At 63.8% G+C, this 22,960-nt stretch carries 33 protein-coding genes; 14 read left to right on the top strand and 19 right to left on the bottom strand.

Annotated elements, in window-relative coordinates:
• Window positions 1–27: 27 nt before the first annotated feature.
• From F466_RS0103225 to F466_RS0103265, 9 genes are all read right to left on the bottom strand, one after another.
• Window positions 28–525, bottom strand: a complete 498-nt coding sequence (locus F466_RS0103225) for a PilX N-terminal domain-containing pilus assembly protein (protein ID WP_018649173.1) — start codon at window positions 523–525, stop codon at window positions 28–30.
• A gap of 2 nt (window positions 526–527) precedes the next feature.
• A complete protein-coding gene (locus tag F466_RS0103230; protein WP_018862866.1) occupies window positions 528–1,562 on the bottom strand; it encodes a PilW family protein in 1,035 nt (344 codons plus the stop codon).
• Window positions 1,559–2,029 carry a type IV pilus modification protein PilV gene (gene pilV / locus F466_RS0103235; RefSeq protein ID WP_038038469.1) on the bottom strand — a complete coding sequence of 157 codons (471 nt, stop codon included), beginning with the start codon at window positions 2,027–2,029 and terminating at the stop codon, window positions 1,559–1,561. The genes F466_RS0103230 and pilV overlap by 4 nt, the downstream gene beginning before the upstream one ends.
• A gap of 9 nt (window positions 2,030–2,038) precedes the next feature.
• Window positions 2,039–2,557: a GspH/FimT family pseudopilin gene (locus tag F466_RS0103240; protein WP_018649176.1), complete on the bottom strand. Its 519-nt coding sequence runs from the start codon at window positions 2,555–2,557 to the stop codon at window positions 2,039–2,041.
• 92 nt (window positions 2,558–2,649) lie between these two features.
• On the bottom strand, window positions 2,650–3,174 hold the full coding sequence (locus F466_RS0103245; RefSeq protein WP_018649177.1) for a GspH/FimT family pseudopilin: 525 nt from the start codon (window positions 3,172–3,174) through the stop codon (window positions 2,650–2,652).
• Window positions 3,175–3,405: 231 nt separating this feature from the next.
• Window positions 3,406–5,220 (bottom strand): prepilin-type N-terminal cleavage/methylation domain-containing protein, encoded by a 1,815-nt coding sequence (locus tag F466_RS0103250; protein ID WP_018993427.1) that lies wholly within the window; start codon window positions 5,218–5,220, stop codon window positions 3,406–3,408.
• The gene (locus F466_RS0103255) at window positions 5,217–6,452 is read right to left on the bottom strand and encodes a pilus assembly PilX N-terminal domain-containing protein (protein WP_232199149.1); all 1,236 of its coding nucleotides are present in this window, start codon (window positions 6,450–6,452) and stop codon (window positions 5,217–5,219) included. Before F466_RS0103255 ends, F466_RS0103250 begins: the two co-directional genes overlap by 4 nt.
• A gap of 18 nt (window positions 6,453–6,470) precedes the next feature.
• On the bottom strand, window positions 6,471–7,244 hold the full coding sequence (locus tag F466_RS0103260; protein WP_232199150.1) for a PilW family protein: 774 nt from the start codon (window positions 7,242–7,244) through the stop codon (window positions 6,471–6,473).
• The gene (locus tag F466_RS0103265) at window positions 7,244–7,819 is read right to left on the bottom strand and encodes a GspH/FimT family pseudopilin (RefSeq protein WP_369773116.1); all 576 of its coding nucleotides are present in this window, start codon (window positions 7,817–7,819) and stop codon (window positions 7,244–7,246) included. The genes F466_RS0103260 and F466_RS0103265 overlap by 1 nt, the downstream gene beginning before the upstream one ends.
• A 138-nt stretch (window positions 7,820–7,957) precedes the next feature.
• Here F466_RS0103265 and F466_RS0103270 point away from each other — a divergent pair, with 138 nt between their 5' ends.
• The 4 genes from F466_RS0103270 to F466_RS0103285 all read left to right on the top strand — a co-directional run bounded on the left by F466_RS0103270 (window position 7,958) and on the right by F466_RS0103285 (window position 10,158).
• Complete coding sequence (locus tag F466_RS0103270) at window positions 7,958–8,377, top strand: type IV pilin protein (protein ID WP_018993431.1); 420 nt, start codon at window positions 7,958–7,960, stop codon at window positions 8,375–8,377.
• A gap of 172 nt (window positions 8,378–8,549) precedes the next feature.
• A complete protein-coding gene (locus tag F466_RS0103275; protein WP_026296404.1) occupies window positions 8,550–9,416 on the top strand; it encodes an SUMF1/EgtB/PvdO family nonheme iron enzyme in 867 nt (288 codons plus the stop codon).
• 139 nt (window positions 9,417–9,555) lie between these two features.
• The gene (locus F466_RS0103280; RefSeq protein ID WP_012981637.1) at window positions 9,556–9,834 is read left to right on the top strand and encodes a type II toxin-antitoxin system RelE/ParE family toxin; all 279 of its coding nucleotides are present in this window, start codon (window positions 9,556–9,558) and stop codon (window positions 9,832–9,834) included.
• Window positions 9,835–9,858: 24 nt separating this feature from the next.
• Window positions 9,859–10,158 carry a HigA family addiction module antitoxin gene (locus F466_RS0103285; protein ID WP_012981638.1) on the top strand — a complete coding sequence of 100 codons (300 nt, stop codon included), beginning with the start codon at window positions 9,859–9,861 and terminating at the stop codon, window positions 10,156–10,158.
• A 97-nt stretch (window positions 10,159–10,255) separates the two neighbouring features.
• Here F466_RS0103285 and F466_RS0103290 read toward each other — a convergent pair whose 3' ends face one another.
• Together F466_RS0103290 and F466_RS0103295 are read right to left on the bottom strand one after the other, a co-directional pair.
• Window positions 10,256–10,795 carry a protein disulfide oxidoreductase gene (locus F466_RS0103290; protein WP_018993433.1) on the bottom strand — a complete coding sequence of 180 codons (540 nt, stop codon included), beginning with the start codon at window positions 10,793–10,795 and terminating at the stop codon, window positions 10,256–10,258.
• The gene (locus F466_RS0103295) at window positions 10,792–11,223 is read right to left on the bottom strand and encodes a hypothetical protein (protein WP_018175180.1); all 432 of its coding nucleotides are present in this window, start codon (window positions 11,221–11,223) and stop codon (window positions 10,792–10,794) included. The genes F466_RS0103290 and F466_RS0103295 overlap by 4 nt, the downstream gene beginning before the upstream one ends.
• A 135-nt stretch (window positions 11,224–11,358) precedes the next feature.
• Between F466_RS0103295 and nadA the strand changes: the two genes are divergently transcribed.
• The 3 genes from nadA to F466_RS0103310 are packed head-to-tail and all read left to right on the top strand — an operon-like array spanning window position 11,359 to window position 13,143.
• Window positions 11,359–12,441: a quinolinate synthase NadA gene (gene nadA, locus F466_RS0103300; protein WP_018993434.1), complete on the top strand. Its 1,083-nt coding sequence runs from the start codon at window positions 11,359–11,361 to the stop codon at window positions 12,439–12,441.
• Between the two features lie 44 nt (window positions 12,442–12,485).
• Window positions 12,486–12,797 (top strand): nucleotidyltransferase family protein, encoded by a 312-nt coding sequence (locus F466_RS0103305; RefSeq protein WP_026296405.1) that lies wholly within the window; start codon window positions 12,486–12,488, stop codon window positions 12,795–12,797.
• Between the two features lie 4 nt (window positions 12,798–12,801).
• Entirely contained in the window at window positions 12,802–13,143 is a 342-nt protein-coding gene (locus F466_RS0103310) for a DUF86 domain-containing protein (RefSeq protein ID WP_018993436.1), read from the top strand.
• Between the two features lie 88 nt (window positions 13,144–13,231).
• Here F466_RS0103310 and F466_RS0103315 read toward each other — a convergent pair whose 3' ends face one another.
• Entirely contained in the window at window positions 13,232–13,438 is a 207-nt protein-coding gene (locus tag F466_RS0103315) for a hypothetical protein (RefSeq protein WP_018649187.1), read from the bottom strand.
• A gap of 86 nt (window positions 13,439–13,524) precedes the next feature.
• Here F466_RS0103315 and F466_RS0103320 point away from each other — a divergent pair, with 86 nt between their 5' ends.
• Complete coding sequence (locus F466_RS0103320) at window positions 13,525–13,881, top strand: hypothetical protein (protein ID WP_018993437.1); 357 nt, start codon at window positions 13,525–13,527, stop codon at window positions 13,879–13,881.
• A 267-nt stretch (window positions 13,882–14,148) separates the two neighbouring features.
• Here F466_RS0103320 and F466_RS0103325 read toward each other — a convergent pair whose 3' ends face one another.
• Both F466_RS0103325 and F466_RS0103330 read right to left on the bottom strand, forming a co-directional pair.
• Window positions 14,149–14,679: a hypothetical protein gene (locus tag F466_RS0103325; protein WP_018993438.1), complete on the bottom strand. Its 531-nt coding sequence runs from the start codon at window positions 14,677–14,679 to the stop codon at window positions 14,149–14,151.
• Between the two features lie 81 nt (window positions 14,680–14,760).
• The gene (locus tag F466_RS0103330; RefSeq protein WP_018138998.1) at window positions 14,761–15,342 is read right to left on the bottom strand and encodes a thioredoxin family protein; all 582 of its coding nucleotides are present in this window, start codon (window positions 15,340–15,342) and stop codon (window positions 14,761–14,763) included.
• 149 nt (window positions 15,343–15,491) lie between these two features.
• Between F466_RS0103330 and F466_RS0103335 the strand changes: the two genes are divergently transcribed.
• Complete coding sequence (locus F466_RS0103335) at window positions 15,492–16,232, top strand: ferredoxin--NADP reductase (protein WP_018993439.1); 741 nt, start codon at window positions 15,492–15,494, stop codon at window positions 16,230–16,232.
• A gap of 102 nt (window positions 16,233–16,334) precedes the next feature.
• Here F466_RS0103335 and F466_RS0103340 read toward each other — a convergent pair whose 3' ends face one another.
• The gene (locus tag F466_RS0103340) at window positions 16,335–17,105 is read right to left on the bottom strand and encodes a carboxylesterase (RefSeq protein ID WP_018139000.1); all 771 of its coding nucleotides are present in this window, start codon (window positions 17,103–17,105) and stop codon (window positions 16,335–16,337) included.
• Window positions 17,106–17,194: 89 nt separating this feature from the next.
• On the opposite strand from F466_RS0103340, the gene F466_RS0103345 reads away from it, so the two are divergent.
• Window positions 17,195–17,395 carry a YdcH family protein gene (locus F466_RS0103345; protein WP_017926214.1) on the top strand — a complete coding sequence of 67 codons (201 nt, stop codon included), beginning with the start codon at window positions 17,195–17,197 and terminating at the stop codon, window positions 17,393–17,395.
• Window positions 17,396–17,473: 78 nt separating this feature from the next.
• On the opposite strand, the gene F466_RS0103350 is transcribed toward F466_RS0103345, so the two are convergent.
• Both F466_RS0103350 and F466_RS0103355 read right to left on the bottom strand, forming a co-directional pair.
• Entirely contained in the window at window positions 17,474–18,769 is a 1,296-nt protein-coding gene (locus F466_RS0103350) for an NAD(P)/FAD-dependent oxidoreductase (RefSeq protein ID WP_018139001.1), read from the bottom strand.
• A gap of 18 nt (window positions 18,770–18,787) precedes the next feature.
• On the bottom strand, window positions 18,788–19,102 hold the full coding sequence (locus tag F466_RS0103355) for a c-type cytochrome (RefSeq protein WP_018139002.1): 315 nt from the start codon (window positions 19,100–19,102) through the stop codon (window positions 18,788–18,790).
• Between the two features lie 228 nt (window positions 19,103–19,330).
• Here F466_RS0103355 and F466_RS0103360 point away from each other — a divergent pair, with 228 nt between their 5' ends.
• Window positions 19,331–19,642 carry a PilZ domain-containing protein gene (locus tag F466_RS0103360; protein ID WP_018993440.1) on the top strand — a complete coding sequence of 104 codons (312 nt, stop codon included), beginning with the start codon at window positions 19,331–19,333 and terminating at the stop codon, window positions 19,640–19,642.
• A gap of 29 nt (window positions 19,643–19,671) precedes the next feature.
• Here F466_RS0103360 and F466_RS0103365 read toward each other — a convergent pair whose 3' ends face one another.
• Both F466_RS0103365 and F466_RS0103370 read right to left on the bottom strand, forming a co-directional pair.
• Window positions 19,672–20,067, bottom strand: coding sequence for a DUF3775 domain-containing protein (locus tag F466_RS0103365; RefSeq protein ID WP_018139004.1), 396 nt, complete (start codon window positions 20,065–20,067; stop codon window positions 19,672–19,674).
• Between the two features lie 7 nt (window positions 20,068–20,074).
• Window positions 20,075–20,389, bottom strand: a complete 315-nt coding sequence (locus F466_RS0103370) for a DUF2288 domain-containing protein (RefSeq protein WP_018139005.1) — start codon at window positions 20,387–20,389, stop codon at window positions 20,075–20,077.
• A gap of 96 nt (window positions 20,390–20,485) precedes the next feature.
• Here F466_RS0103370 and F466_RS0103375 point away from each other — a divergent pair, with 96 nt between their 5' ends.
• The 3 genes from F466_RS0103375 to F466_RS0103385 are packed head-to-tail and all read left to right on the top strand — an operon-like array spanning window position 20,486 to window position 22,888.
• Window positions 20,486–20,812, top strand: coding sequence for a PepSY domain-containing protein (locus F466_RS0103375; RefSeq protein WP_018139006.1), 327 nt, complete (start codon window positions 20,486–20,488; stop codon window positions 20,810–20,812).
• Complete coding sequence (locus F466_RS0103380; RefSeq protein ID WP_018139007.1) at window positions 20,809–21,525, top strand: response regulator transcription factor; 717 nt, start codon at window positions 20,809–20,811, stop codon at window positions 21,523–21,525. The genes F466_RS0103375 and F466_RS0103380 overlap by 4 nt, the downstream gene beginning before the upstream one ends.
• 40 nt (window positions 21,526–21,565) lie before the next feature.
• Entirely contained in the window at window positions 21,566–22,888 is a 1,323-nt protein-coding gene (locus tag F466_RS0103385) for a HAMP domain-containing sensor histidine kinase (protein ID WP_018139008.1), read from the top strand.
• Window positions 22,889–22,960: the final 72 nt, after the last annotated feature.

Raw genomic sequence — 22,960 nt, forward strand, 5'->3', positions numbered from 1 at the left:
ATCCTTGCGTCATGCGGTGGCCGAGGGTTAGTGGCGGAAGGTGGCCTGCAGGATCACGACAGCCTCGGGTGATCCGCCCTGCGCGCGCACCGTGATCCGGTAGAGATCCTGGTTGGGCAGGGCTTCGTCTGCGGCGAGTGCATCCACCGGGGGAACTGGCACGGCCTCGATGTAGTAGCGCGGCATCGCGTACAGCCCGAAGCCCTCTGCGTCCGGCGGGGCATAGGCTGTTCCGCCGCCGTTGGCGAGTCGTTCTTCCCAGGCGAGAGGATCGGCTGGTGCGTCCACGGGCTCCGCCGCTGCACCCGGATCAAGATTCATCTGGCCATGCCGCAGGGCAGCCTCGGCGGCCTGAAACGCCAGGTTGCGGTCCAGCATGTTGCCGGTCATCCGCTCCTGCAGAATGGTGTTGCGCATGCCGGTGACGGCGACCAGCGTGATCACCAGCAGCAGTACCAGACCGACGATCAGGGCCGAGCCCTGCTGCCGATGCCGACGGGAAGCGCTTCGAGGTGTCACGTTCATGGTCATTCCAGCCGGTTGCGCGTGGCGACGGTGGTAGTGAACACCTGGTACAGACGCCGGTCCGGCGCATCGAACAACTCGTTCGCGAACAGCAGTCCGCTGCGGGGCTGATCCACCACGTTGTTGTCCAGCCCGTTGTAGACGAGAAGGTGGACGCGCACCGCGGCGACCCGGGCCCAGTCGCTTTCGCTCCAGCTGGTGGTATTGCCCGCGGCCACGAAGCGGTCGACCTGCTGGTTGTCGTTGGTGTCCTGCCCAAATTCCAGCCGCATGTCATACACCCCCTCGGCGATCTCGCGGCGCACCGGGTTGCCGTTGCTATCGGTATCCGCCGTGCTGCGGCGGAACAGGCTGGTCACACCGGGGCTGGCGGAGGATTCGCCGATGTAATAGGTGATGGTTTCGAGCCGGGAGATCGAGAGGGTGGCGGGCCCGGAGAAGTCCGTGAGGTCTCCGCCCACGTTGCCTGGCGAGATGTTCGCGCCGGTCGCACGGCTGAGCACGCCGGGCTGGGCTGGGGCGTTCTGGAACAGCTCGCAGGTGGTGCCGGCCTCGTCCGCGACCAGCACGATCTCGCCCTGGGAGACATTGACCGGGTCCACCGTGTTGATCGGCGCGGTGGTATTGGGCACCGCGACGGCAACCGACCCGATCGAGGTCATGCCATGCAGGGTCAGGACGTCACCACGAAGATGGTCGCTGGGTGGCTGCGGGGGCAGGAATGCAGATTCGACCGTGTGCGACCAGGGGTCGAAATCCGTGCTAGCCGTGTCGAGCAGGTTGTTGATATTGCCGCCACGGCAGCCCTGGTGCCCGGCCTCCCGTGCGTCGCGAGCGATGCGTTCGATGACAAAGCGCCCTGTTTCCTGCACGCGCGACATGGCCTCCTGTGTGCGCGAGGTCTGCTGGGTGGAGACGAACAGGGCGATGACCCCGCCCACGATCAACAGTCCGAGCACCATCGCGACCATCAGCTCCACCAGGGTGAAGCCGCGCACACGGTTCCTGGTCGGGCCAAATGAGGGGCCGGCATTCATATCCCGGTCCTCGTGACGAACTCTTCAAAGGGCTCTTCGCCGTCCTCCACCAGGCGCCGGTTGTCCCAGCGAATGGTGATGGTGAAAACATCACCGTTGCGTTCGATGCGGCCTTGTCCTTCCGGAAGGGCACAGGCCAGCGCCACCCGCCATTGCGTCAGGTCGGCGCTTGCCAGGTCGGGCCCCGTTCCCGGGGCCTCGCAATCGGGTGGTGACTGGAAGCTCGTGTCATAGGTGCCATCCAGGGCGGCCGCCCGGTTTGTGCGCATGCGATCGGCGATGTCGTAGGCAAGGTTGGTCGCCTGTGCACGCATGTAGGCACCCTGGTTCATCTGAAGCGCCTGCGCCTGAAGGGCCGCCAGCCCAATGACGCCAATGGAGAGCACCACCAGGGCGACGAGTACCTCGATCAGGGTGACGCCACGGGCGCGGGCCAAACGGACAACGGGGAGTGAATGTGATGGCATCGACGTGGCCTATTCCGGGCAGCTGTCGGGCTGTGTCGATACGCGCCCGCCCGGCTCGACATGCAGCGAACGCGCGCGCTCGCCGTTGCAGCCTTGCGGCCAGACGCGAATAGCGGCATCGGTCGGTTCCGGACTGGACTGGGCACCCAGGGCGTCGAAGGCGAGTGAGCCATTGGCCGCGAGCCGAATGGGGCTGGCCGGGCCTGACCATTGCCGCATGGCCGTGCCCTGGCTGCAGTCGTTCGGGTCTTCGTCCACGGCAAACACCCGTGCCTCCCAGCCACCCTCCCAGTCGTTGCCATCCGGGCATACGGCTGCGGGCCGCCCGCGGCGGACTGCCTCGCTGCGGGCGAGATTCAGGGCATTGACGAGTTCGTTGGTGGTCGCCGAGGTGCGGTGGTTCTCCACGTGGGTGGAGAAGTGCGGGATGGCGAGGCTGATCAGGATCACCAGCGCGGTAATCGTGATCATCAGCTCCACCAGCGAAAATCCCTTTCGCCGGGTTTGTCGGATAGCCGAGTCTTCCATGACGGGCTCATTTCTAGATGATGGGAAGGGCCGCGAGTAGTCCTGTTCTAACCGGCGGTCCAAATACGGCAATGGACGGTGTTTTTATCACTTCAGCCGCATGTTGCTTCTCCCACTCGTGGTCGCCCCGTATTCGACAGCACGATCGCCCGCCCCGAGTCTTCGCCCGCGCAGACACGGACGGTCCCCATTAGCCAGGCACCGGAGAGCTGCTGCGACTGCCCTAATGCGTCGAAACTGATGTAGTGACGGGTGGGGGTGTTGCCGGCGATTTCGACGCGCGGGGCCTCAGGCCCCACGCGCACGATCGCATCAGGCCCCGGCGGCTGTGTGGCCAGTCCAGCGTTCTGATAGAGAATCCAGCCGCCGTCCCAGTCGCCGGCTGCCGAACAGGTAGAACCATTCTGGGATGTGCACAGCGTGACCGGCGAGCCGCGACGAATCGCCTCGCTACGCGCCAGGTGCAGGGTGGTCAGAAAGGAGTTCGTCGCGCCGGTCACGCGATTCTGCTCGACCAGCTTGCCGAAAGCGGGCGCCGCGATGCCGATCAGCACCGCGAACATCACCAGCGTCACCATCAATTCTACGAGCGTCAGCCCGAGCGCATCCTTGCGCATACCAGACTCCTCCCTGAGTTGGATGTCACCTCAATATAGTTGGGCCCGCCACGTCGATCAAACCATGCTTGGCTCGCGAGGGCACGCAATTTTAGTTCGCAAAGGCCCTTGCTAGAGTCACCAGTCCACGATTAGGTGTACCCCTTGTCGGCTCTCATGGGGAGAGCGGGAAAGGGCAAGGCCTGTCCTTGTGCACTATTACAGGCACTGGGTTCCTGGCGAGGGCGCATGTTAATCCGACCCAACAGGACAGTAATCGCCCGTATTGAACTCGAACGTGCAGTTATTGCCGCTGCACAGCGTCTCCGCGGCAATGCGGCAACAAGACTGATCGCAACCCTCTCCACCGCTTGCAGAGTAATTGTTGCTGCCTCCGCTTCGGCTGCAGAAACAATCGTCTGCTGGGGCAGGCTCCGTTGAGCCATTCCCATCCCCATCGTCGTCATCCTCAACGGTGCGGGCCGTCAGAGCGAAGCCAAAATCTGTGAAATCCAGAAGCTTCTCGATATCGAGAGAGGAGCTGCTGCGTCCAGCTCGCTTCTCGATGAGAACGCCCTGTTCATCACGTTCTATCCTGTAGCCCCAAAGTTGGTCGACTTGGACCCCAGAGCCAGAAGCCGCCCCTACGACGCCTTCGGCACTGTTCCGCAAGGGATCTGTGACCGGACACCAGTAGGCTCCGCTGCCATCCCCGCCCCCGAGCCGCCCGAACGTCTGGCACTCGAGCGAGCCACCCGACATCCGTGCATCAGCGGTCGAGACGTTGCTACCTGCGTCGAGGAATCCGCTCATTCGGGTGCGGAAGGTGGTGCGGGTCTGGGTTACGGCGCCACAGGTGGGGCGAGTGGTGCACACCAGGCCAGCCGGGTTGTCGTAGAACGGGTTATTGGGGTTGTCTGCGCTGTCTGCGTCGTACATCTCGTGAGCGACATGTTCCGAGCTGAAGCGAGTCATGGCCTCATTGCAATCGGTTCCTTCTCGGGTCACCAGGAAGTGATGCCCGCCGGGGACGAACACTTCAACCTCGGAGCCTTCACAATCTTCGTCGCGCTCGCAGACTGTGCCAATGCTGGCCTTGTCCTCCTCGCGGCTTCCTGTGATGCCAATCTCGACGATCTCGTCATTCTCGGTGATGCGCGCGCCAAAGTAACGGCGCTCAACGGCGCCCCCCCCGCCGCCCGAAACCGCCTGCGGTCGGTTGTTCGGGGAGCCCATGCAGACTTGGGCGGAGGGTTCCATAGAAAAGGCGACAATATTACCCAGCCAGCCGTTGGAAACGTGACAGGAATACCCCAGTGCCTCGTAGTCCCCGAAAGACGTGCTGTTGGTGCGCCCCTGCCCGGGGAATACGCGGCAGAGTGAGTTTCCTGTAGCGGTTACCTGTATCGGCGGCAAGCTCCCTTCAAAGTCGGTGTCGAGGAAGAAGATGTTCCCGCTGATTCGGGCGCCACCATTCGGTAGTTGCAGGAAATCGCCCGAGTCAGGGTCGATAATCTCGCTCACCTCCCCGTTCTCCCTCCGGACTTCGAATCCGTCTACGGTCCGGCCGGGCTCAGCGTCGGTCGGCAGTTCTGGATCTCCTTCGCTGTCCACGGGATATGAACCAGTGACCCCATCGCCATCGCTCTGAGATAGCGCGATATCCGCCACTCGGGAAATGGCAGTATAGAGTTGAATCCCCTCAATCTCCGAGCCGTTCACTCTGACAAAAACCTGAGCGAGATCCCCGCCATCCTTGGCGACGCCCCACTCAATATCAAAAATATCGTTAGTGCCCTCAATGCCGGTCTCGCTCCCACTTTGGAGCTCCTCCCAGCCCACAGATCTCAGCTCGTCGACCTTCTGTTGGGCTATGTACAGCGCTTCACTGGAAGCTTTGCTTTCGGCGCTTGTTTTGAGTAGCGTTCCATGGAACTGCGCCACTGCCAACAAGCCGACGGCGAAGACGACCAGTGCGATCATCGCCTCAAGAAGGGCGAAACCTTGGTTCCGGTGATGGAGGGCGTGCTTCGATTGGTCGATCGCGATGCGATAATTTTTTTTCATTCGAAGTCCACCCAGCTGCCGTCGATAATTCCCGTCTGGATGCCAGCCCCATAAATATTAGGGCCTGACGGTCCGGAGGGATCTTCTAGATGCCAGAGGTCTCTTGCTTGCTCGCTTAGTAAGTCGCGCGCGGCATTGAGAGCATCAAAATTGAATGTGAACTGTGCGTTGCCGCCGCCTGAGCTTTCGAAGCTTGTCTCACCATACTGGTACTGCGTTTCACCGTTGACGGTGCTCTCGATGAGGTTGCTTACAAAAACGGACCCACCTTTTGCGTCGCCTCCATCTTGGCCTCCCCCTACGCCGCCTTGGCCTCCCCCAGTCATTGTGTAGCTACCACCGAGGACGATAATGAGTCCATCGAAGCTTGGCGTTCCTGTGGTCGTGAATCCTCCTTTCACCACCAGAATTCCAGAGCCGCTGTCGTTGCCCTTCATTTCGAAATCCCCATCAATGACGTTGATGCCGTCGAGTCCTTGTGACCCGTCGCCCGCGCCGGGGGTGCTTTCGATAGCGGTGACGAATTCATTGAGCATTGCGGGGCTGTCCCAAGGTTCGCCAAAGCCGCCATCTGAAATGGGGCCGCTATAGTTGTCGGCCCGGCCGACTTCGGCGATTGCATTAATCACAGCATCACGGTTGGCAGCATCCTGAAGCGAGATTGCTGGGCCGCCGGATCCGTCCACCCGGAAAGCGTTACTGTTGGGTGCTTCGAAATTGACCTGTCCAGCAAAATTGAGCGGGGCGAGAGTCCCTTCTGACTCCCCTTCGCCGAAGTCCATCAGGAAGACGCTTTGTGACAGGTTTCGGATGGCCGAACCATCGTCGCTGCGCCCTTCTACCTCGATGTTGACGGTCCTGTAACCAATGGCGTCTACGTCGGAGGGCGCTTCGTACGAGTCGCAAGGTTCGTTATCGATGCGAATGACCGCGAAGCTTCCTCGGTCACCGTTCGGACCCAGCGAATGCGGTCCGCAGAGGTCATCGGTCCCGCCCGAGATGAAAAAGGATTGAACATGGCCTAGGCCCGCTTCAGCGGCGTTTAGTGCCTGAAACGCCCGGTACTCGTTACCTGCCACCTGTTGCTCGGTACGGACTGGGTCGGTTGTATATAACGCGATCAAAGTCGCCCCAAAGAACAGGATCACCCCGACGACTAGAGCCATGGCGCCAGATTGTCGCTGCGGCGGAGCCGAGTGGAAGGGCGAGCTTTTTGATGTGGTAATTGGCATGGCGTATGGCGCTCCTGGCTATTGCAGGGTGACGCGCCGGTCGTTCCGGACACGCACGGTTTCGGTCAGGGTGGCTCTGTGGTTACCCATCTGGCCTTCCATGATTACTTGAACTCGGCGCTTCTGGAGTACGGTTTCGCCGGTTTCGCCGGCGTCGGATGCATCGGCGGAACAGGCTGAGAAATTGGCTTCTCCAGTAGTGATGTTCCGGCAGAGGAATTGACCTGGAGCGTCGTCAGGGTTGCCGATCGCGGTGAATCGCAGGCCCGTGATTTCGACTGGGTCGTTTGAGCCACCGACGAGTGTTACCCATTCTTCTTCGTCGGGATCCGCCGATGGGTTGCGCATCTGGATGGAGCCGTCGATGAAGCGGAAACCGTAGAACTCTTCGTTAGCGATAGAGCCGTCGCGGTTGCGGTCGAAGGCGTAGTTCAGGCGGCTGCAATCACGGGCAGGGTTGGCACAGTCCGAAAGTTCCAGTCCTCCGCCGGTGCCAGCAGGAAAAGGGTTGGAGGCATTCATGTTCTGATTCCAGTACCCGGCGCGACGCAGGTCGGACGAGATGATCAGCATGGAGGAGCGCATGTCCTGGTTAAGGCGAACAGACGAGAGCGTTTCGTTGCTGGCGCTTACAGTCACGATGTATATCGTGGAGAGGGCCAGCAGCACGACCAGGCCGACCACAAGTCCGATCATGAGCTCGATCAGGGTTACGCCGCTCTGGCGACGACGGTCAGGTCTGTGCGGTGGCGTGAAAGCGCAAATATTTGGAGGCAGATTTCGCGTGCTCATTATGTGCAAGCCCCGTAACGTCCGCTGCCGCCGGTCTGGCAAATCCAGGCTCTGCCCAGCGCATTCAGGCGAACTTCGAGTGCGCGGCCTCGGGGGTCTGTAACGGTAATGCTGGCCATCGGGGAGATCACCTGATCTGCGCTGTTGGCGCGCAGCGCCAGGCCGCGTACCGGGTCCATCAGAACGCCTTCGTCCCATATGTCATTGGAAGCGAACTCGATCCGTGGGTAGTCCTCTGCGTCGAGCGCCCGGATCTGCGCGTTGTCGGCGTCTCGTGTTAGCAGCCAGGTGCCATTGGAGCCCAGTTCGAGTGTGATCTCGCGCGAACGCATGATGGCTTCTGACCGGGCGAACTGGAGCTCTGCCAGGATCGCTTCGGCCGCCCCGTTGAGGCGTCGGTTGTCTAACAGCGCCATCAAATTCGGCGCGGCAAGCGTTGCGATGATTGCGAGCACCGAGACCACTACGATCAATTCGATCAAGGTGAAGCCGCGTATCGGGCGCAGCCGGGTTCGGTGCTGGCGTGGTTCGGATGGCATCCGGGTGGGGCCTCGGGAATATAGGTTGCTGTGCATATAGTATGGGCCTCAGCGGTCAGGGCGTGTAGCCGTTCGCTGAGCCCAAAGGACCGTTCGCGCGTCGGTCGCGGCAGGTGTCCCTGTCGGTGATATGCTCGTTGTGAACCCGCTGGTTCGCAGTCGCCGGAGAATGCCATGGGCAATAAGCGCTTCGTCTTGGGATTTACCCTGATTGAACTCATGATTGTTGTCGTCGTGATCGCCATTCTCGCCGCGATCGCGTTTCCGGCCTATCAAACCTACGTCATGCGGGCCGAGCGGGCAGATGCCCGCAACGCGCTAACGGACGTAGTACTTCGTCAGGAGCGCCATCGTGCCAACAACCGGGAGTTTGCGGCCGAGCTATCGGATCTGGGCCTCGAGGCGGTGAGTGATGAAGGGCTATGGACTATCGAGATTTCCAGTGCATCCGGTGATGAGTTCATTGTTCGGGCGACGAAGGTCGATGGGATAACGGATTCAACTTGCGGAACCGGAACCGGAACCGGAGCCATGAGGATCGAAGTCGTGCGTAGTGAAGGTGTGACCCGGCGTAAGCCCCAAGAATGCTGGTGATCTCCAAGTCTTAGTGGTGCCCTGATCTTCCTCAGGCCCCTCGATTAGTTGCATGGATAAACCTTGTAGCGCCTAAGCCGGGAACGGCTTTGGACGGATGCTGCCTACACACTGAATACAGTACTGCACGTTCGGTTATCGGCTAGCCCAAAATTCTGTGTGAGAGGGTCTGATGGCGAAGGACGTTCGGGCGATGGAACAGGCGGATCTGCTGGATCTGCAGCAGCGGGCGGCGCGCAAGGCGCGGCTGGATGTCACGTTCCGTGACGAGACGCGTTCGGGTGCGCTGACGCCCGAGTTGCAGGTGATTCCCCCAGGCGAGTGCGAGATCGGTTCGGACGCCTCGGAGTACGGACATCAGGAGCATGAGTCACCGCGGCGCTATGTGGTGCTGGAGAAGCCCTTTGCCTTGGGCCGCTTTGCCGTTACGCGCGAGGAATGGGATGCCTTCGCCGAGGCAGCAGGCTGGGAGCCCTGGGACTGGCTGGTGTGGCCACGGACTCCACGCACGCCGATCTTCAACATCAAGCCCGCGTCGATCCAGCAGTATCTCGATTGGCTGAGCGAGGAAACCGGCAAGCGCTATCGTCTGCCCACCGAAGCCGAGTGGGAATACGCCTGCCGGGCCGGTACACGCACGCCTTTTGCCTTCGGCGAGGTGGTGGGCTGCCGCGACGTGCACTTCAATTCCCTGTTCCCCTACGAGGAGCGCCGGCAGCGCCGCAAGTGGTATCTGCCCGCCTGTTTCCCCTTGTCCCGTCCGCTGGATGTCGGCAGCTTCCAGCCGAACCTGTGGGGCCTGTACGACATGCACGGCAACGTGCAGGAGTTCACTTCCACGCCCTGGCATGACGATCACGCGAACATGCCGCGCGACGGCGTATACCGTCGCGACCCGGACAACGAGTGGGTCGTGGTCAAGGGCGGCTCGTGGTTCGACCCGGCGGTCGCCACCCGCAGCGCCGCCCGGCGTCGTCGCAACATCGACGAGATGGATACCAACCTCGGCTTCCGCGTCCTGCGGGAGTTGGATGATTAAACGCTCGGTTGCCTGAGCACGATGCGTTTCGCTTTGCTCAACGCATCCTACGGTTGGGTGGCGATGCGTAGGGTGCACTGAGCGCAGCGAACTGCACCATTAGTTTGCTGCTTACCGTTAAGCGTTATATTCTGTTTCCATGATCAGAAGCTTTCGGTGTAGGGAAACCCGGGCGCTGTTCGAAACGGGCAGGAGTCGGCGTTGGTCGAGCGTCCGAACAATCGTGGAGCGCAAGCTGATTCAGCTTCAAGCGGCGGAGACACTGCAGGATTTGCGCTCTCCGCCGGGGAACCGGCTGGAGGCCCTGTCTGGCGACCGCGAAGGGCAGCACAGCATCCGAATCAACGCCCAGTGGCGCATCTGTTTCCGGTGGACGGACGAAGGTCCCGAGGATGTGGAGATCGTCGATTACCACTGAAGGGTTCCGGAAGGAGGTTAGACCATGAGCACAAGCGGTATGCGACCCATCCATCCAGGTGAGGTCCTGCGCGAGGAGTTTCTTGCCCCGTTGGGTCTCAGTGTGAACGCGCTTGCTGGGGCATTGCATGTTCCGACGACGCGCATGAACGACATTGTGCGCGAGCGTCGTGGCATTTCGGCTGACACGGCCATGAGGTTGGCGCGTTATTTCGGCACTTCCGAGCGTTTCTGGCTGAACCTCCAGCTCGAGTATGAACTGAGGCAGGCGCAACTCGAACTTTCGGAACGCGTGCGTCGTGAAATTGAGCCGCGGGCGGCTTGAGTGGCGGCAGCGAGGGCGCGGGTGGATATGAGGTCGGCGTGGGGTGCGCTGAGCGCAGCGAATTGCACCGTCTCGACGTGAGACTGCTCAGTTTTCCCTACAACCAGCGGGCGAGCCAGAGGCGCAGGCGCAGTTCCAGGGGCGGGGCGTAGCCCTGCTTGCGGAAGACGATCTCGCCGTCGGGGTTGAAGATGAAGGTCGCGGGTACGCCGCGGACGTTGTATTGCGAAGCGAGTTCGCCCTGCGGGTCGTTGACCACGGCCAGTTCGCGCTCGCGTTCGTTCAGGTGCTCCAGCACCTCCTCCGGCGTGCCGGACTGCATGGCGACCGTGAGCACCGGGTGACTCTGCGAGAGGCGCACGATCTCGCCTTCCTCCAGGCGACAGATCGGGCACCAGGTGGCCCAGAAGTGCAGCAGCATGGGCTCGTCCGCGTAATCCGCGAGCGTTACCGGCGTGCCATCCAGCAGCTGTGCCTCGAATTCGGGTGCGGGGCCCTCGACCATGTCGCGCGCCATCCAGGCGCGCACGGCCAGGAAGATCACCAGAGCGATCCCGATCTGGATGCCCCAGCTCAGGGCGCGGCGGCGCCGGGAGGGCTTCGGGCGTTTCGGTTTTTCGGGACGGGTCTCGGTCAACGGATCATCTCGGCTTGTCCGGGGCGGGCGCGGGTCCCGCGTTTTTTCGGGCCCTTGCGCACCGCGATGCGCACCAGTTCGTCTTCGTCATCCATCAGTTGTTCCCGCTGTGCTTCGGTCAGAAGCGGATTGCGCGCGACGAAGTAGCGCAGGTTCGGGTCGCGGTCGTTCACGCAGGCCTCGACCTGTTCCGGTGTCAGGTCGGGGCGCTTGGCGCAGTTCAGGCGCACGGTCTGGTTGGGGTCGGCCAGCAGCAGGGCGACCTCCTCGGGCGTGAGGTCCATGCGCCGGGAGAAGTAGGCCTTCACCTGGGCGTGCTGGTCGCGGACCAGCAGGGGGCGCCAGTGCGCCTCCAAGTCCGCGGACAGGGCCAGGTCCATGCGCTCTTCAAATGACAGCGCCTTGTATTGGCGGGTGAGGTCGTCCATCGCGTGGGCATTATAGGCGCCCGGGTTGGGATGCGCGGGCACGCCCCCACAATGTGTAGGAACGACAGCGCCCTGGGGCCTGTCGTACTATTAGCTAACGATAATTTGCCCCGTATGCCGGGGTGTTGAGGACCCATGACTGCACCGGTGGCCGAAATTCCGATCTTCCAGGTTCCGCGCACGGATCACGTGACGGCCTCGCTGCATGCGTTGACCGATGCCCAGCGCGACGAACTGGTGCGTCGCATCAAGCGCCTGCTGATCGAGCGCAACGCGGTGCTGGTGGCGCACTACTACGTGGACGAGTCCCTCCAGCGTCTGGCGGACGAGACCGGCGGCTGCGTGTCCGATTCGCTGGAGATGGCCCGCTTCGGCAAGGAGCATCCGGCCGAGACGCTGGTGGTGGCCGGGGTGCGCTTCATGGGCGAGACGGCCAAGATCCTGAGCCCCGAAAAACGCGTGTTGATGCCGACGCTGGAGGCCGAGTGTTCGCTGGATCTTGGCTGTCCGGCAGAGGAGTTCGCGAAATTTCGCGCCCAGTATCCGGACCACACCGTGGTCGTGTACTCCAACACCTCGGTGGACGTAAAGGCACAGGCCGACTACGTCGTTACCTCGAGCATCGCCGTGCCGCTGGTCGAGCATCTGCGCGATCAGGGCAAGAAGGTCCTGTGGGCGCCGGACAAACACCTGGGCGACTACATCCGCCGCACCACCGGTGCCGACATGGTGCTGTGGGACGGCTCCTGCGTGGTGCACGACGAGTTCCGCGCCTGGGCGCTGGAGGACCTGCGCGGCCGCCACCCCGGCGCCGCGGTGCTGGTGCATCCGGAGTCCCCGCGCGAGGTCATCCATCAGGCCGATGTGGTCGGCTCCACCAGCCAGCTGATCGCGGCGGTGAAGAACCGCCCGGAACAGGAATTCATCGTTGCCACGGACAAGGGCATCTTCTACAAGATGCAGCAGGTGGCCCCGGGCAAGACCCTGATCGAGGCGCCCACCGGCGGCCACAGCGCGACCTGCACCAGTTGCGCCCACTGCCCGTGGATGGCCATGAACGACCTGGTCTCGCTGGCCGAGACGCTGGAAGATACGGCGGAGCCGGCGAAGAACGAGATCTTCGTCGACGAAGCCGCGCGCCAGAAGGCCCTGGTGGCCACGCAGCGCATGCTCGACTTCGCCGCAGAACACCGCAAGGCCACCGCCGGCGACGCCTGAATATTTGAATGGGTAAGACCGCCGTGCAACAACAGGACGAGGCAATGGACCAACCATCTCGCAGCCTGAGTCGTGCTGCCGTATTGCAGGCGCTAAGGGAGCATCGGGCCCATCTCGAGCGTGAATTCGGTGTACGTGGGCTGGCGTTGTTCGGATCGCTGGCCCGTGACGAAGCCGGCGAGCAGAGTGATGTGGATATTCTTGTCGGCTACGACGGTCCGGCCTCAGCCCAGCAGTATTTTGGCGTTCAGTTCTATCTTGAAGACCTGTTAGGACACCCGGTGGACCTGATCTCCGAAAAGGCCCTGCGCGCCGAGCTGCGTCCGTACGTCGAGCGCGAGGCGATTCGTGTCTGACTCAATGGGAGCGCGCGAGTGGCACTTCTACCTTGACGACATGATTCGATTTGCACGCAAGGCCATGGCTTATACGGATGGCCTTGATCGTGATGCGTTCGTACAGAACGAGCTGGTCTACGATGCGGTGCTTCGAAACCTCGAACTGATCGGTGAGGCGGCCGGGCATATTCCTTCCGAAGCGCGGGAGGCGCACCCGGATATCCCCTGGCGCATGATTGTCGCGACCCGAAACCGGTTGATTCACGCGTATCTGGGTATCGACAGCGACACGATCTGGAATCTGGTAGATGAGCACCTTCCCGCTTTGGTCTGCCACCTTGAGAAGATGCAGCAAGCGTTGTAGTGATCAGTGCTTTTCTGTGGCGGGCCTCGTTGTAGAGGGCCAGCCCTCCGGCCAGTCGGGCACTTGTGCGCAGTGATGCCCTTGGGGCTCAGCGGTCGTTCAGCCAGGCGGCCCACTGGGAGTGGGTGGAGACGTCCACGCCGTCGGCCTTCGCGGCCTGTTGCAGGTGGGTCTGCAGGTCGGCCATCAGTTCGGAATCCATCAACTCCGGCGCCAGCGTCAGCTGCGCGTGCAGCGTGCTGTAGACGAGCTTGAGTTCATTCACCGGATAATGCGACCAGTCGAGGTGGGCCATGCCGTCCGTTCTCCGTTGTCATCCATTGCGTTATAGCCTGCCGCCGGTTGGTGGTGTCATTCAAAAGCACCTGCGCGGGGGCGGAGATGTATAAGCGTCGTGCGCGGCTGCTGGTGGCTGCGGAACGCCCGGACGGGCGCGCCGTGCGCGTGGCGGAGCTGGCCGCGGCGGCCGAGTTCGAAGACTGGATCGAGGTGCGCCCGGCGCGCGCGATGGCCGAGGTGACGGATGCCGATATGGCCTGGGCCGATCTGCTGGTGGCGGTCGATACGGCCGCCGCCCGTGTCATGCCCGCGCACCGCCCCGCGACCTGCCGGCCGAAGTACTGGCAGCTGCCCGGCGAAACCGGGGTGGACTTTGACCTGCAGACCCTGGAGGCGCTGCGCTGCATGGTCGGTGGTATGCGCATGCTGGCGCGCGTGGATGCCGAGGACGACGCCTGAGGCACTGTCTTCTTGCGGTTTGTGCGCTTCCCGTGTCATTCCGGCCGGAGCGCCCCGCACCCCTGTCACTCTGGACGGAGCGTGCTCTGACCCTGTCATCCCGGCCGGAGCGTAGCGTAGAGCCGGGATCTCCTGCGGCTGCCGTGGCCCTGGTGCGTGAGATCCCGGATAACCGCTGCGCGGTTTCCGGGATGACGACGAGAAGGAATGCGGTTGGTGTTGCCCCAAGCGATCGCCACGGCGCTACGCGCCTCGCAATGACGGGTGCTATTCGGGGTGGTACGGGACCGGTGTGCGGGCGTGCAGTTGGGCCAGGTGGTCTTCGTAGAGGGTCCAGATGCGCGGGGCGATGGCGCCGCGCGAACCGGGGTAGGTCAGGCGGTCGGGGTTGAAGCTGGCCAGGCGCTCGATCTCGGTGCAACGCAGTTCCTGGTCGACCACGTTGAAGATCAGGATCTGTGTGCCCTGGTCGGCGATCGGCAGCAGGGCCCCGATGATCCCGGTGTCATTGAGCCCGGGCTCGCCACGGGCATCGCCCAACTCGGCTGGCGGGCGTACCAGCGTGCCCAGCAGCTCATGGTAGGCCTGGCCGCAGGCAAAGCAGATCTCCGGCGCACGCAACCCCTGCACGCGTTCACAGGCCTGACGCACGGTATTGTCCGGCAAGACCATGCGCGCGGGCGGGATCGGGATGCGGTTGCTCTCGCCATTGGGCAGCAGGCGCGGGACGGCCTCCTGGCAGGAGGGACAGCGCCAGGTGGCGACCCGCGGGCCGTCGATCACGTTGCTGGGCGGCATGCGGTGGCCATGGTTCAGGGTGTGCGTTCAGTATACGGCGGGCGCGGCCGCTGCGCGGGCCGGCCCGCTCCGGCAGGTGCATCAGCCGTAGTAGTCTGGCTCGTTGCCCGGGCGCCACTTGATGTTGCAGCCGAGGCTCGGGTGCTGCGGCTCGGGGGCCGGCTGACCGGCCAGCAGGGCATCGCTGGCGGCGCGCAGGTCACGCCCGGTGACCGGTGTGTCGGAGCCGGGGCGGGTCTCGTCGAACTGGCCGCGGTAGTACAGCTTGCGGTCGGCATCGAACAGGTACAGGTCCGGGGTGCAGGCGGCGTGGTAGGCCTTGGCCACGGACTGGTCCTCGTCCAGGCAGTAGGGGAACTTGTAGCCGAAACGACGGGCGTCGTCGCGCATCTTGTCCGGGGCGTCGTCCGGTACCGCCTGGATGTCGTTGGAGTTGATTGCGATCACCGCAATGCCCTTGTCCGAGTATTCGCGGCCGTAGCGCGCGAACTCGTGGCGGATCAGTTGCACGAACGGGCAGTGATTGCAGATGAAGGCAATCATGTAGCCTTTCGCGTCAGGGAAGCTGTCGAGGCTGATGGTGTCGCCGGAGATGGCGTCCGGCAGGGAGAAGTTCGGGGCCTCGGTGCCCAGTTCGATCATCTGCGAGGGGGTGCGGGCCATGGTTGCTCCGTTAAGCTTTGATTGGGGATTCGGGCGCCGATTATACGGATTGGGGCGGGGCGGATTAATCCGCATCGTCTGAAGGACAGCTTGAAACCATCCGGGCGCGGCACCAGTCTGGATAATACTTGAGTCATGGAGTCGGAAATATGGGCTGGGTCACGGGGACCGTGCAGGAGTGCAAACAGTGGACGGATCGCCTCTTCTCGCTGCGGGTAGAGGCGGATGTGGAGCCGTTCAAGGCCGGGCAGTTCAACCGGCTGCGCCTGGAGATCGACGGCGAGCCGGTCGCACGCCCCTATTCCTATGTGAACGCGCCGGACGAAACCCCGCTGGATTTCTACCTGATCACGGTGCCGGAGGGCCCGTTGTCGAACCGGCTGGTGCAGCTGGAGCCCGGGGATACGGTTGAGCTGATGCCTCGCGCCACGGGGTTCTTCACCCTGGACGAGCTGCCGGACAGTCGCGACCTGTGGTTGCTGTCCACCGGCACCGCGCTGGGGCCCTTCCTGTCGATGCTGAAGACCGACACCCCGTGGGAGCGCTTCGAGAACATCCGGCTGGTCCACGCCGTGCGCAAGGCGGACGAACTGACCTACCAGGATACGATCCGGCAGTTCCAGGAACGCGCCCCGAAACAGTTTCAGTACATCCCGTTCGTTAGCCGCGAACCCTGCCCGGGCGGGCTCGAGGGCCGCGTCCCCGCGGCGATTGCCGAGGGCCGCCTGGAGCATCACGCCGGGCTCGAGATCGCGCCGGAGCACTCGCAGGTGATGCTGTGCGGCAACCCGGCCATGGTAAAGGACACCGCCACCATCCTCCGCGAGCGCGGGCTGGAGAAGAACCGCCGCCGCAAGCCGGGACAGATCACCACCGAGAATTACTGGTAGGCCCTGGGTCATGGTGTAGGAGGCCAGCCCTCTGGCCGATGGTTTTTTCCGGCGTCCGATCGGCCAGAGGGCTGGCCTCCTACAGTTCGGCGTGCGCTGGGGCTAATCGAGCAGGTTGGCGGCCCAGGCGTGGATCAACCCGGCGACATACCGGGTGTGCTCCGGGCGCGAGAGCAGGTGGTCGGTCTGGTGCAGGGCGACGAAGCTCTTGGGGTGGTGGGCCTGCTGGAAGATCCGGCGGGCGTGATCGACGCTCACCACCGTATCGCCGGGGGCGTGCAGCAGCAGCAGCGGCTGCGTCATGCGTTCCAGGGCACTGTCCAGTGTCGGCTCTTCGATCGAATCCAGGAATGCCCGTCCGATCTCGACCGGGCGGCCGCCAATATTGACGCGGGCGAAGCCTTCGCGCTCGATGGTGTCAGCGATGTCACCAAACAGGTGCGCGACATGGCCGGGCCGGCTGGGTGCGGCGATGGTGACAATGCCGCCCAGTTCTTCGCGCTGGCTGCCGACGTGGATGGCCATGGCCCCGCCGAAACTGTGGCCAATCAGGAGGTCGGTGGGCTCGCCGGTCGCCTGTTTCAATGCATCCAGGGCCGCGTTCAGGTCCTCGCAATAGGTATCCAGCGTGCTGTCGCGAAACCGGCCCTCGGAGTCGCCCAGGCCGGCGAAGTCGAAACGCAGCGTGGCGATGCCTTCCTCCGCCAGGGCGCGCGCCAGGCGTACGGTCGCGGGGAAGTCCTTGGAACAGGCGAAGCAGTGTGCGATACAGGCCTGGCCCAGCAGCGGACCGTCATCCGGTTCGACCAGGACGCCGTTCAGGCGTATGCCGCGGGGGGTGTCGATAGGCAGGCTGGTGTTGCGGATGGCCATGGGCGCGGGATGGTCCGGGCGGGGTGGGTCTGCGATGATACGCGAGCTGGAAGTATCTCGTGACCGCACAGACAAGCGAGGAGGGGCTGTTGGAGACGGAGAGTCAGATTCGTGCACGACTGGCGGAGCTTGAGTCCGAGCATCGGGCGCTGGATTCCGCGATCGCGGTGATGCACGAGCAACCGGCGCCGGATGCCTTCGCGATCCAGCGGCTGAAAAAGCGCAAGCTGCAGCTGAAAGACGCCATCCAGCGGCTGCGCAGTCGCTTGATCCCTGACTTGAACGCCTGAGCCGCCCCACAAAAGAAGACGGCGCCCGCAGGCGCCGTCTTCATCCGTCGTTTACAGCCGTCATGGCTGTGAGTGAGGCTAGCCCCAGATGTCCTGGGTGATCCCGGCGTACCACGCCTGAGTGTACGCGGCCTCGCGAGCGCGGAAGCTGGAGGTCTCGCCCGAGGGGCTGACACCGCCAGAGCCTTCGACGCCTGCTTGAGCACCATCCTGGTACTTGTACACGGCCGCCACGCTGATCCCGTGTTCCGGGGTGATCAGGCTGTAGCAGGTGTTGGCCGACGAGGGATCGAGCGGCTCCTGGTCCATCAACTCGCGCACAATCGCCGCGGCGACGATCTTGCCCTGGTTGTTGGCCGAGTGGCCGGACTTCGGCATGGCGCCCGCCACGCTGGCGTCCCCCAGTACGTAGATGTTGTCGTCCATCTCCGACTTGAAGGTTCGCTGGTCGACCGGGACCCAGCCTTCGTCGTTGGTCAGGCCGACATCGTGGGCGATCTGGCCGGCCCGCTGCGCCGGGATGAAGTTCATCACGTCCGCGCGCACGCGTTCGAAGCCACTGTCGGCCCGGGCGGTCATCTCGCCGACATCGATTTCCTCGACCAGGCCACCATCCGACGCGGCACGCCATTCGATCATGTCGCCGTAGTGCATCTCCCAGCCTTCCTCGAACAGGCCCTGCTTGGAGAAGTTGTCCTTGGCGTCGAGCACGATGATCTTGGAGCGCGGCTTGTGCTCCTTCAGGTAATGCGCGATCAGCGAGACGCGTTCGTACGGCCCCGGCGGGCAGCGGAACGGGTTCGGCGGCGCGACCATGACGAACACGCCACCGTTCGGCATCTCCAGTAGCTGCGAGCGCAGCAGCTCGGTCTGCGAGCCGGCCTTCCATGCGTGCGGGATCGTCTCCGCGTCGGCCTCTTCGATGCCGGGCATGTCGTCGTACTTGAAGTCGATTCCCGGCGACATGACCAGCTTGTCGTACTGCAGGCTGTCGCCGCTTTCGAGCCGGACGGTGCGGCTGTCGGCGTCCACGCCAACGACCTTGTCTTCGATCACGTCGATGCCGTCACGGTCGCGCAGGTTGTCGTAGCCGTGCGTGATTGCATCCATGCTCTCGAATCCGCCGATCACCCAGTTGCTGCCGTAGCAGGTGACGTAGGTGGCGTTGGGTTCGATCAGCGTGACCATCATGTCCGGAGAGAACTGTTTCAGGTAGCGCGCCGTGGTGGCACCGCCGGAGCCGCCCCCGACCACGACCACATGGGCCTTGGCGCCGTTACGGGCGGCACGCGGGGCGCAGCCAATACCGGTCAGGGCGGCCGCGCTGGTGATCCCGAAGGCCTTCAGGAAATGGCGTCGAGTAAAATTGTGCATTGTTGTCATCCCCCGTGATCAGAAGCGCGAGAAGTAGACCGACATCGCTTCGATCTCTTCGTCCGTGTAGCCCTTGGCGTGACGATCCATGATGGTCGCGTCACGGTCGCCATCGCGGAATGCGCGCATCTGGCTCTGGATTACCTCCGGCGGGATTCGGCCCAGATCGGGCACGCCCTTTTCGGCGCCGGCGGCGTTGTGGCAGGCCTTGCAGGAAGCGGCCATCAACTGGCCACGGGTGATTTCGTCATTGTCGGCGATAGCCTGGGATGCGGTACCCGCCATCGCCAGCGAGGCCACCAGCCCCGCCACGAACAAACGTGATTGCTTCATGTGAACGGACTCCTCCGTCGTGAAGTGACTTTGTTATATGGCGACAGCTATCTCGGTACTGCCTTGTTTCTACTGCCCGGTGCGGTTGCCGGGCCGGTATGCACTTCCGGGTGTGTTCGCCCGGAGTTGCGCCTGATCGTGTGATGGAACGATCATTGTTCTGGGATATAGCACAACGTATCCATCTTTTCGATGCCTTGAGAAGGCATCTGCAGCAGGAGAGAGGCCATGACAGGGGAACGTCGGCGCCATCCGCGCATCCCGATGACCGTCGAGGTGGTGGCGGAATGCAGTGATGGAAGCCAGGTACGGCTCACCACAAACGATATCTCCGGCGGTGGGGCCTTCCTGGCCTGGGAGGATCGTGATCAGTCCGGGATTGATGTCCTGAAGGGGCTGAGTCCGGGCGATCAGTTTATGTTGCAGGTGTTCGGCCTGCTGGGGGATGGCGGTGAACCGCCGCGGGTGCAGGCGCAGGTGGTGCGAGTGATGGAAGACGGGGTCGCCGTACAGTTCGATTCTGCCGCGCTGGGGGTGTAATTCGACTCCGGCTGAGCCCGGAGCGCTTTTTACTGATCGGCGGCCTGCATCTGTTCCAGCCCGGCCTCCCATTCGTCCGCGATCATCGGATTGGCAACCAGGCGGTGGGCTGTGTCCGGGCTCCAGTCGTCGCGGGCATCCTCCAGAGCGCTTTCCCATTCCTCGACTGCGTAGTCGCCTCGGCCGACCGCACTGAGCGCTTGCAGCTCCGCCTGGTATTCCGGCCCGAGCCCACTCATTGTGTCCTCCAGCTCGCGCAGGGTCAGATCGCCCGCGTGGTCCGCCAGGACCTGCATGGCCCAGTCATCGTCCGAGGTGTCGGGGTTCGAGTCGGGGAACACGACCTCCTCCTTGGCGTGGAACTCCCGCGCCGCCTGGATCAGGCGGGCCAGCGTGTCGTCCTCGATGCCCAGGGGGGAGGCCATGGCCGGGTCAGTGCGCCGTGCTGCGCTCCTGGGCGAGTACCCAGGGGGCGGCGACGATGGCGGTAAAGACGGGGTTGTTCGCCGCCCAGCGCCGTGCGTCGTCATCCGTGGCACGGGCGACCTGATCACTGGCCAGCCATTCGCTGACCTGATGCGTGGCATCGTCGCGAATTGCGCGGGCCACCTCGATCAGGTCCAGTTCGGGGGCCACGCGAATCACCACACCACGGGCGAAATGCGGCATCAGTTCGTCCCAGCGCAGGGGGCCGGCTTCTTCCTCCAGGGGTACCTCGGGTTCGGAGGGGGCAGGGGCTTGGGTCATGACGGGAACATCCGGTTTCAGATAACGTTCAGGCTAGGCCTATAGCCTTGTAGCTGCAAGAGTTTGTTCGCCCACACCGTCACGGAGACTACCGCTATGCGCCCCGGACCGGAGACCGTTGCCAAAGGCGGTGGCCGGAGACGCCGAGTCATCGGCGGCGCGGGTGTGCTCGGGCTTCTGCTGGCGATCCTGGTGGCGCCCTTCGCGGCGCAGGCCCAGTTCATCACCGAAGACCCGCGCGCGGCCGTCTGGACCCTGGACGAGGCGGTGTCGCGGGTGGAGGCCAACTACCCGGGGCGAGTCCTGTCCGCACGCGAAGATTTGACCGAGTACGGGAATCGCGTGTTTATCGTGCGTATCCTGACCGACAACCAGCAGGTACGAACGATCAAGATCGAGGAAGGGACGGAGCTCGACCCATGAATCTGCGCGTGGTAGTAATCGAGGACGACCTGGCTCTGCGCAGCCAGATCGCCGAAGAGATGGAGAACAATGGCTGTCGCGTGGATACCGCCTCGGACGGCGACACCGGCCTGTACCTGCTGACCGAGTACCACTGCGATATCGCGGTGGTGGACCTGGGGCTGCCGGGCATGGACGGGCTCGACGTCATTCGCAAGGCCCGCGAGGTCAAGCCACAACTGCCCATCCTGATCCTCACGGCCCGTGACCGCTGGCAGGACAAGGTTGAAGGGCTCGAGGCCGGGGCCGATGACTACCTGACCAAGCCATTTCACATCCAGGAGCTGGTCGCGCGCCTGCGTGCCCTGGCTCGCCGCAGCCTGCAGGCCGGCCGCGAACGGCTGTTGTTCGGGCCGCTGGTGATCGACACCGCCACCGACGATGTCCGCCTGAACGACGAGCCGGTCTCGCTGACCACCTTCGAGTACCGCCTGCTGCTGACGCTGGTGCGCCAGCCGGGGCGCGTGCTGAGCAAGGAGGTGCTGGCGGACTACCTCTACGAGCACGACGAGGATCGCGAGAGCAACGTGATCGAGGTGTTGATCGGCCGCCTGCGCCGCAAGCTGGACCCGGACGGCAGCCTGGGCCTGATCGAGACCCTGCGCGGTCGGGGCTACCGTTTCGTGCGCGAGGCGGATGCCACGACCCCGTCCGATTCCACCTCGGACTCATGACGCCGCATACAGGCTGCATCGCCCCTTCGTCCGCCATCTCATGAGACGCCCCCTGCGCCAGATCCGCAGCAGCCTGACCCTGCGCCTGGCACTGGTCGCGGGGGCTACCGTGCTGGTGTTTTCCCTGCTGACGGCCTGGGTGCTGGAGGCCGCCTTTCGCGACAACGCGGCAGATGCCGTCGAGACACGCCTGGAGGCCCAGGTCCTGCTGTTGATGGGGCTGGTCGAGGTCGTCGGGCGCAACGAGGTCCGCGTCCCCGATATGCTGCCCGAGAGCCGCCTGCAACTGCCCGCCAGTGGCCTCTATGCCCGCATCCTCGGTCCCGACGGTCGCACACTCTGGCGCTCCCCGTCCGCGGTGGGGGTCTCCCTGCGCGGCTGGTCGGAGGACGACTTCTTCGCCTTCAGCCTCCCCGTGCAGTGGGAGCTGGACGGTGGCCAGGTCGGGCTGACCTTCCAGATGCTGGAGGACCGAGAGGCCTTCGAGGAACAGGTGGAGCAGTATCGCGCCAGCCTCTGGCAGGGGCTGATGACGATGACGTTCTCGCTGATCGTCGCCCTGGGGCTGGCGCTGTGGTTCTGGGGGTTGTGGCCGCTGCGCCGCGTACAGGGCGACCTGGAGGCGCTGCGGCACGGGGATCATGGGCGACTGGAGGGCCCGTACCCGACCGAGGTGCAGGCCCTGACCGGAAGCATCAACGATCTGATCGAGTTCGAGCGCGCGCGGCTGAACCGCCAGCAGAACGCCCTGGCTGACCTGGCCCACAGCCTGAAGACCCCGATTTCCGCGCTGCGTCTCAACCTGGAGAGCCAGAACCCCGACCCCGAGGACATGCGGCGCCAGGTCGACCGGCTGCAGGCCATGGTGCAGCACCAACTCAGTCAGGCGCAGCGCCTGGGTCCGGCGCCGTTCCAGGCGCCCGAGCCGTTGGCCCCCATCATCGAGCGTACCTGCCAGGCGCTCGGACGGCTCGCCAGCCAGCAGGGCGTGGACCTGGACAGCGAGCTCGACCCTGGCTGTGCCCTGCGCATGGAGCCGGGTGCGATTTTCGAACTGCTGGGCAACACCCTGGACAACGCGATCCGCCATGCGACCAGCCGGGTGCGGATCTCGACGCATTGCACGCCGCAGGCCGTCACCCTGACCATTGATGACGATGGGCCCGGCATCGCGCCAGCGGATCGCGCCCGGGTACTGGAGCGGGGAGAGCGCGCCGACGTGCGCGGCGATGCCGAGGCCGGCCAGGGCCTGGGGCTCAGCATCATCCAGGCCCTGGTGCAGGACCACGGTGGCGAGCTGCATATCGAACAGGCACCGGAGCTGCATGGTGCCCGCATCCGGATGGTGTTCCCGGCGTCTTAAACCGGGTGGCCTGCATGGCCTCATGATGCGTTTCGCGTTGCTCAACGCATCCTACGATAGGCAGGGCGGGCT

It is taken from the genome of Thioalkalivibrio sp. ALgr1 (genome assembly GCF_000378285.1).
In the GTDB taxonomy this organism is placed as follows: domain Bacteria; phylum Pseudomonadota; class Gammaproteobacteria; order Ectothiorhodospirales; family Ectothiorhodospiraceae; genus Thioalkalivibrio.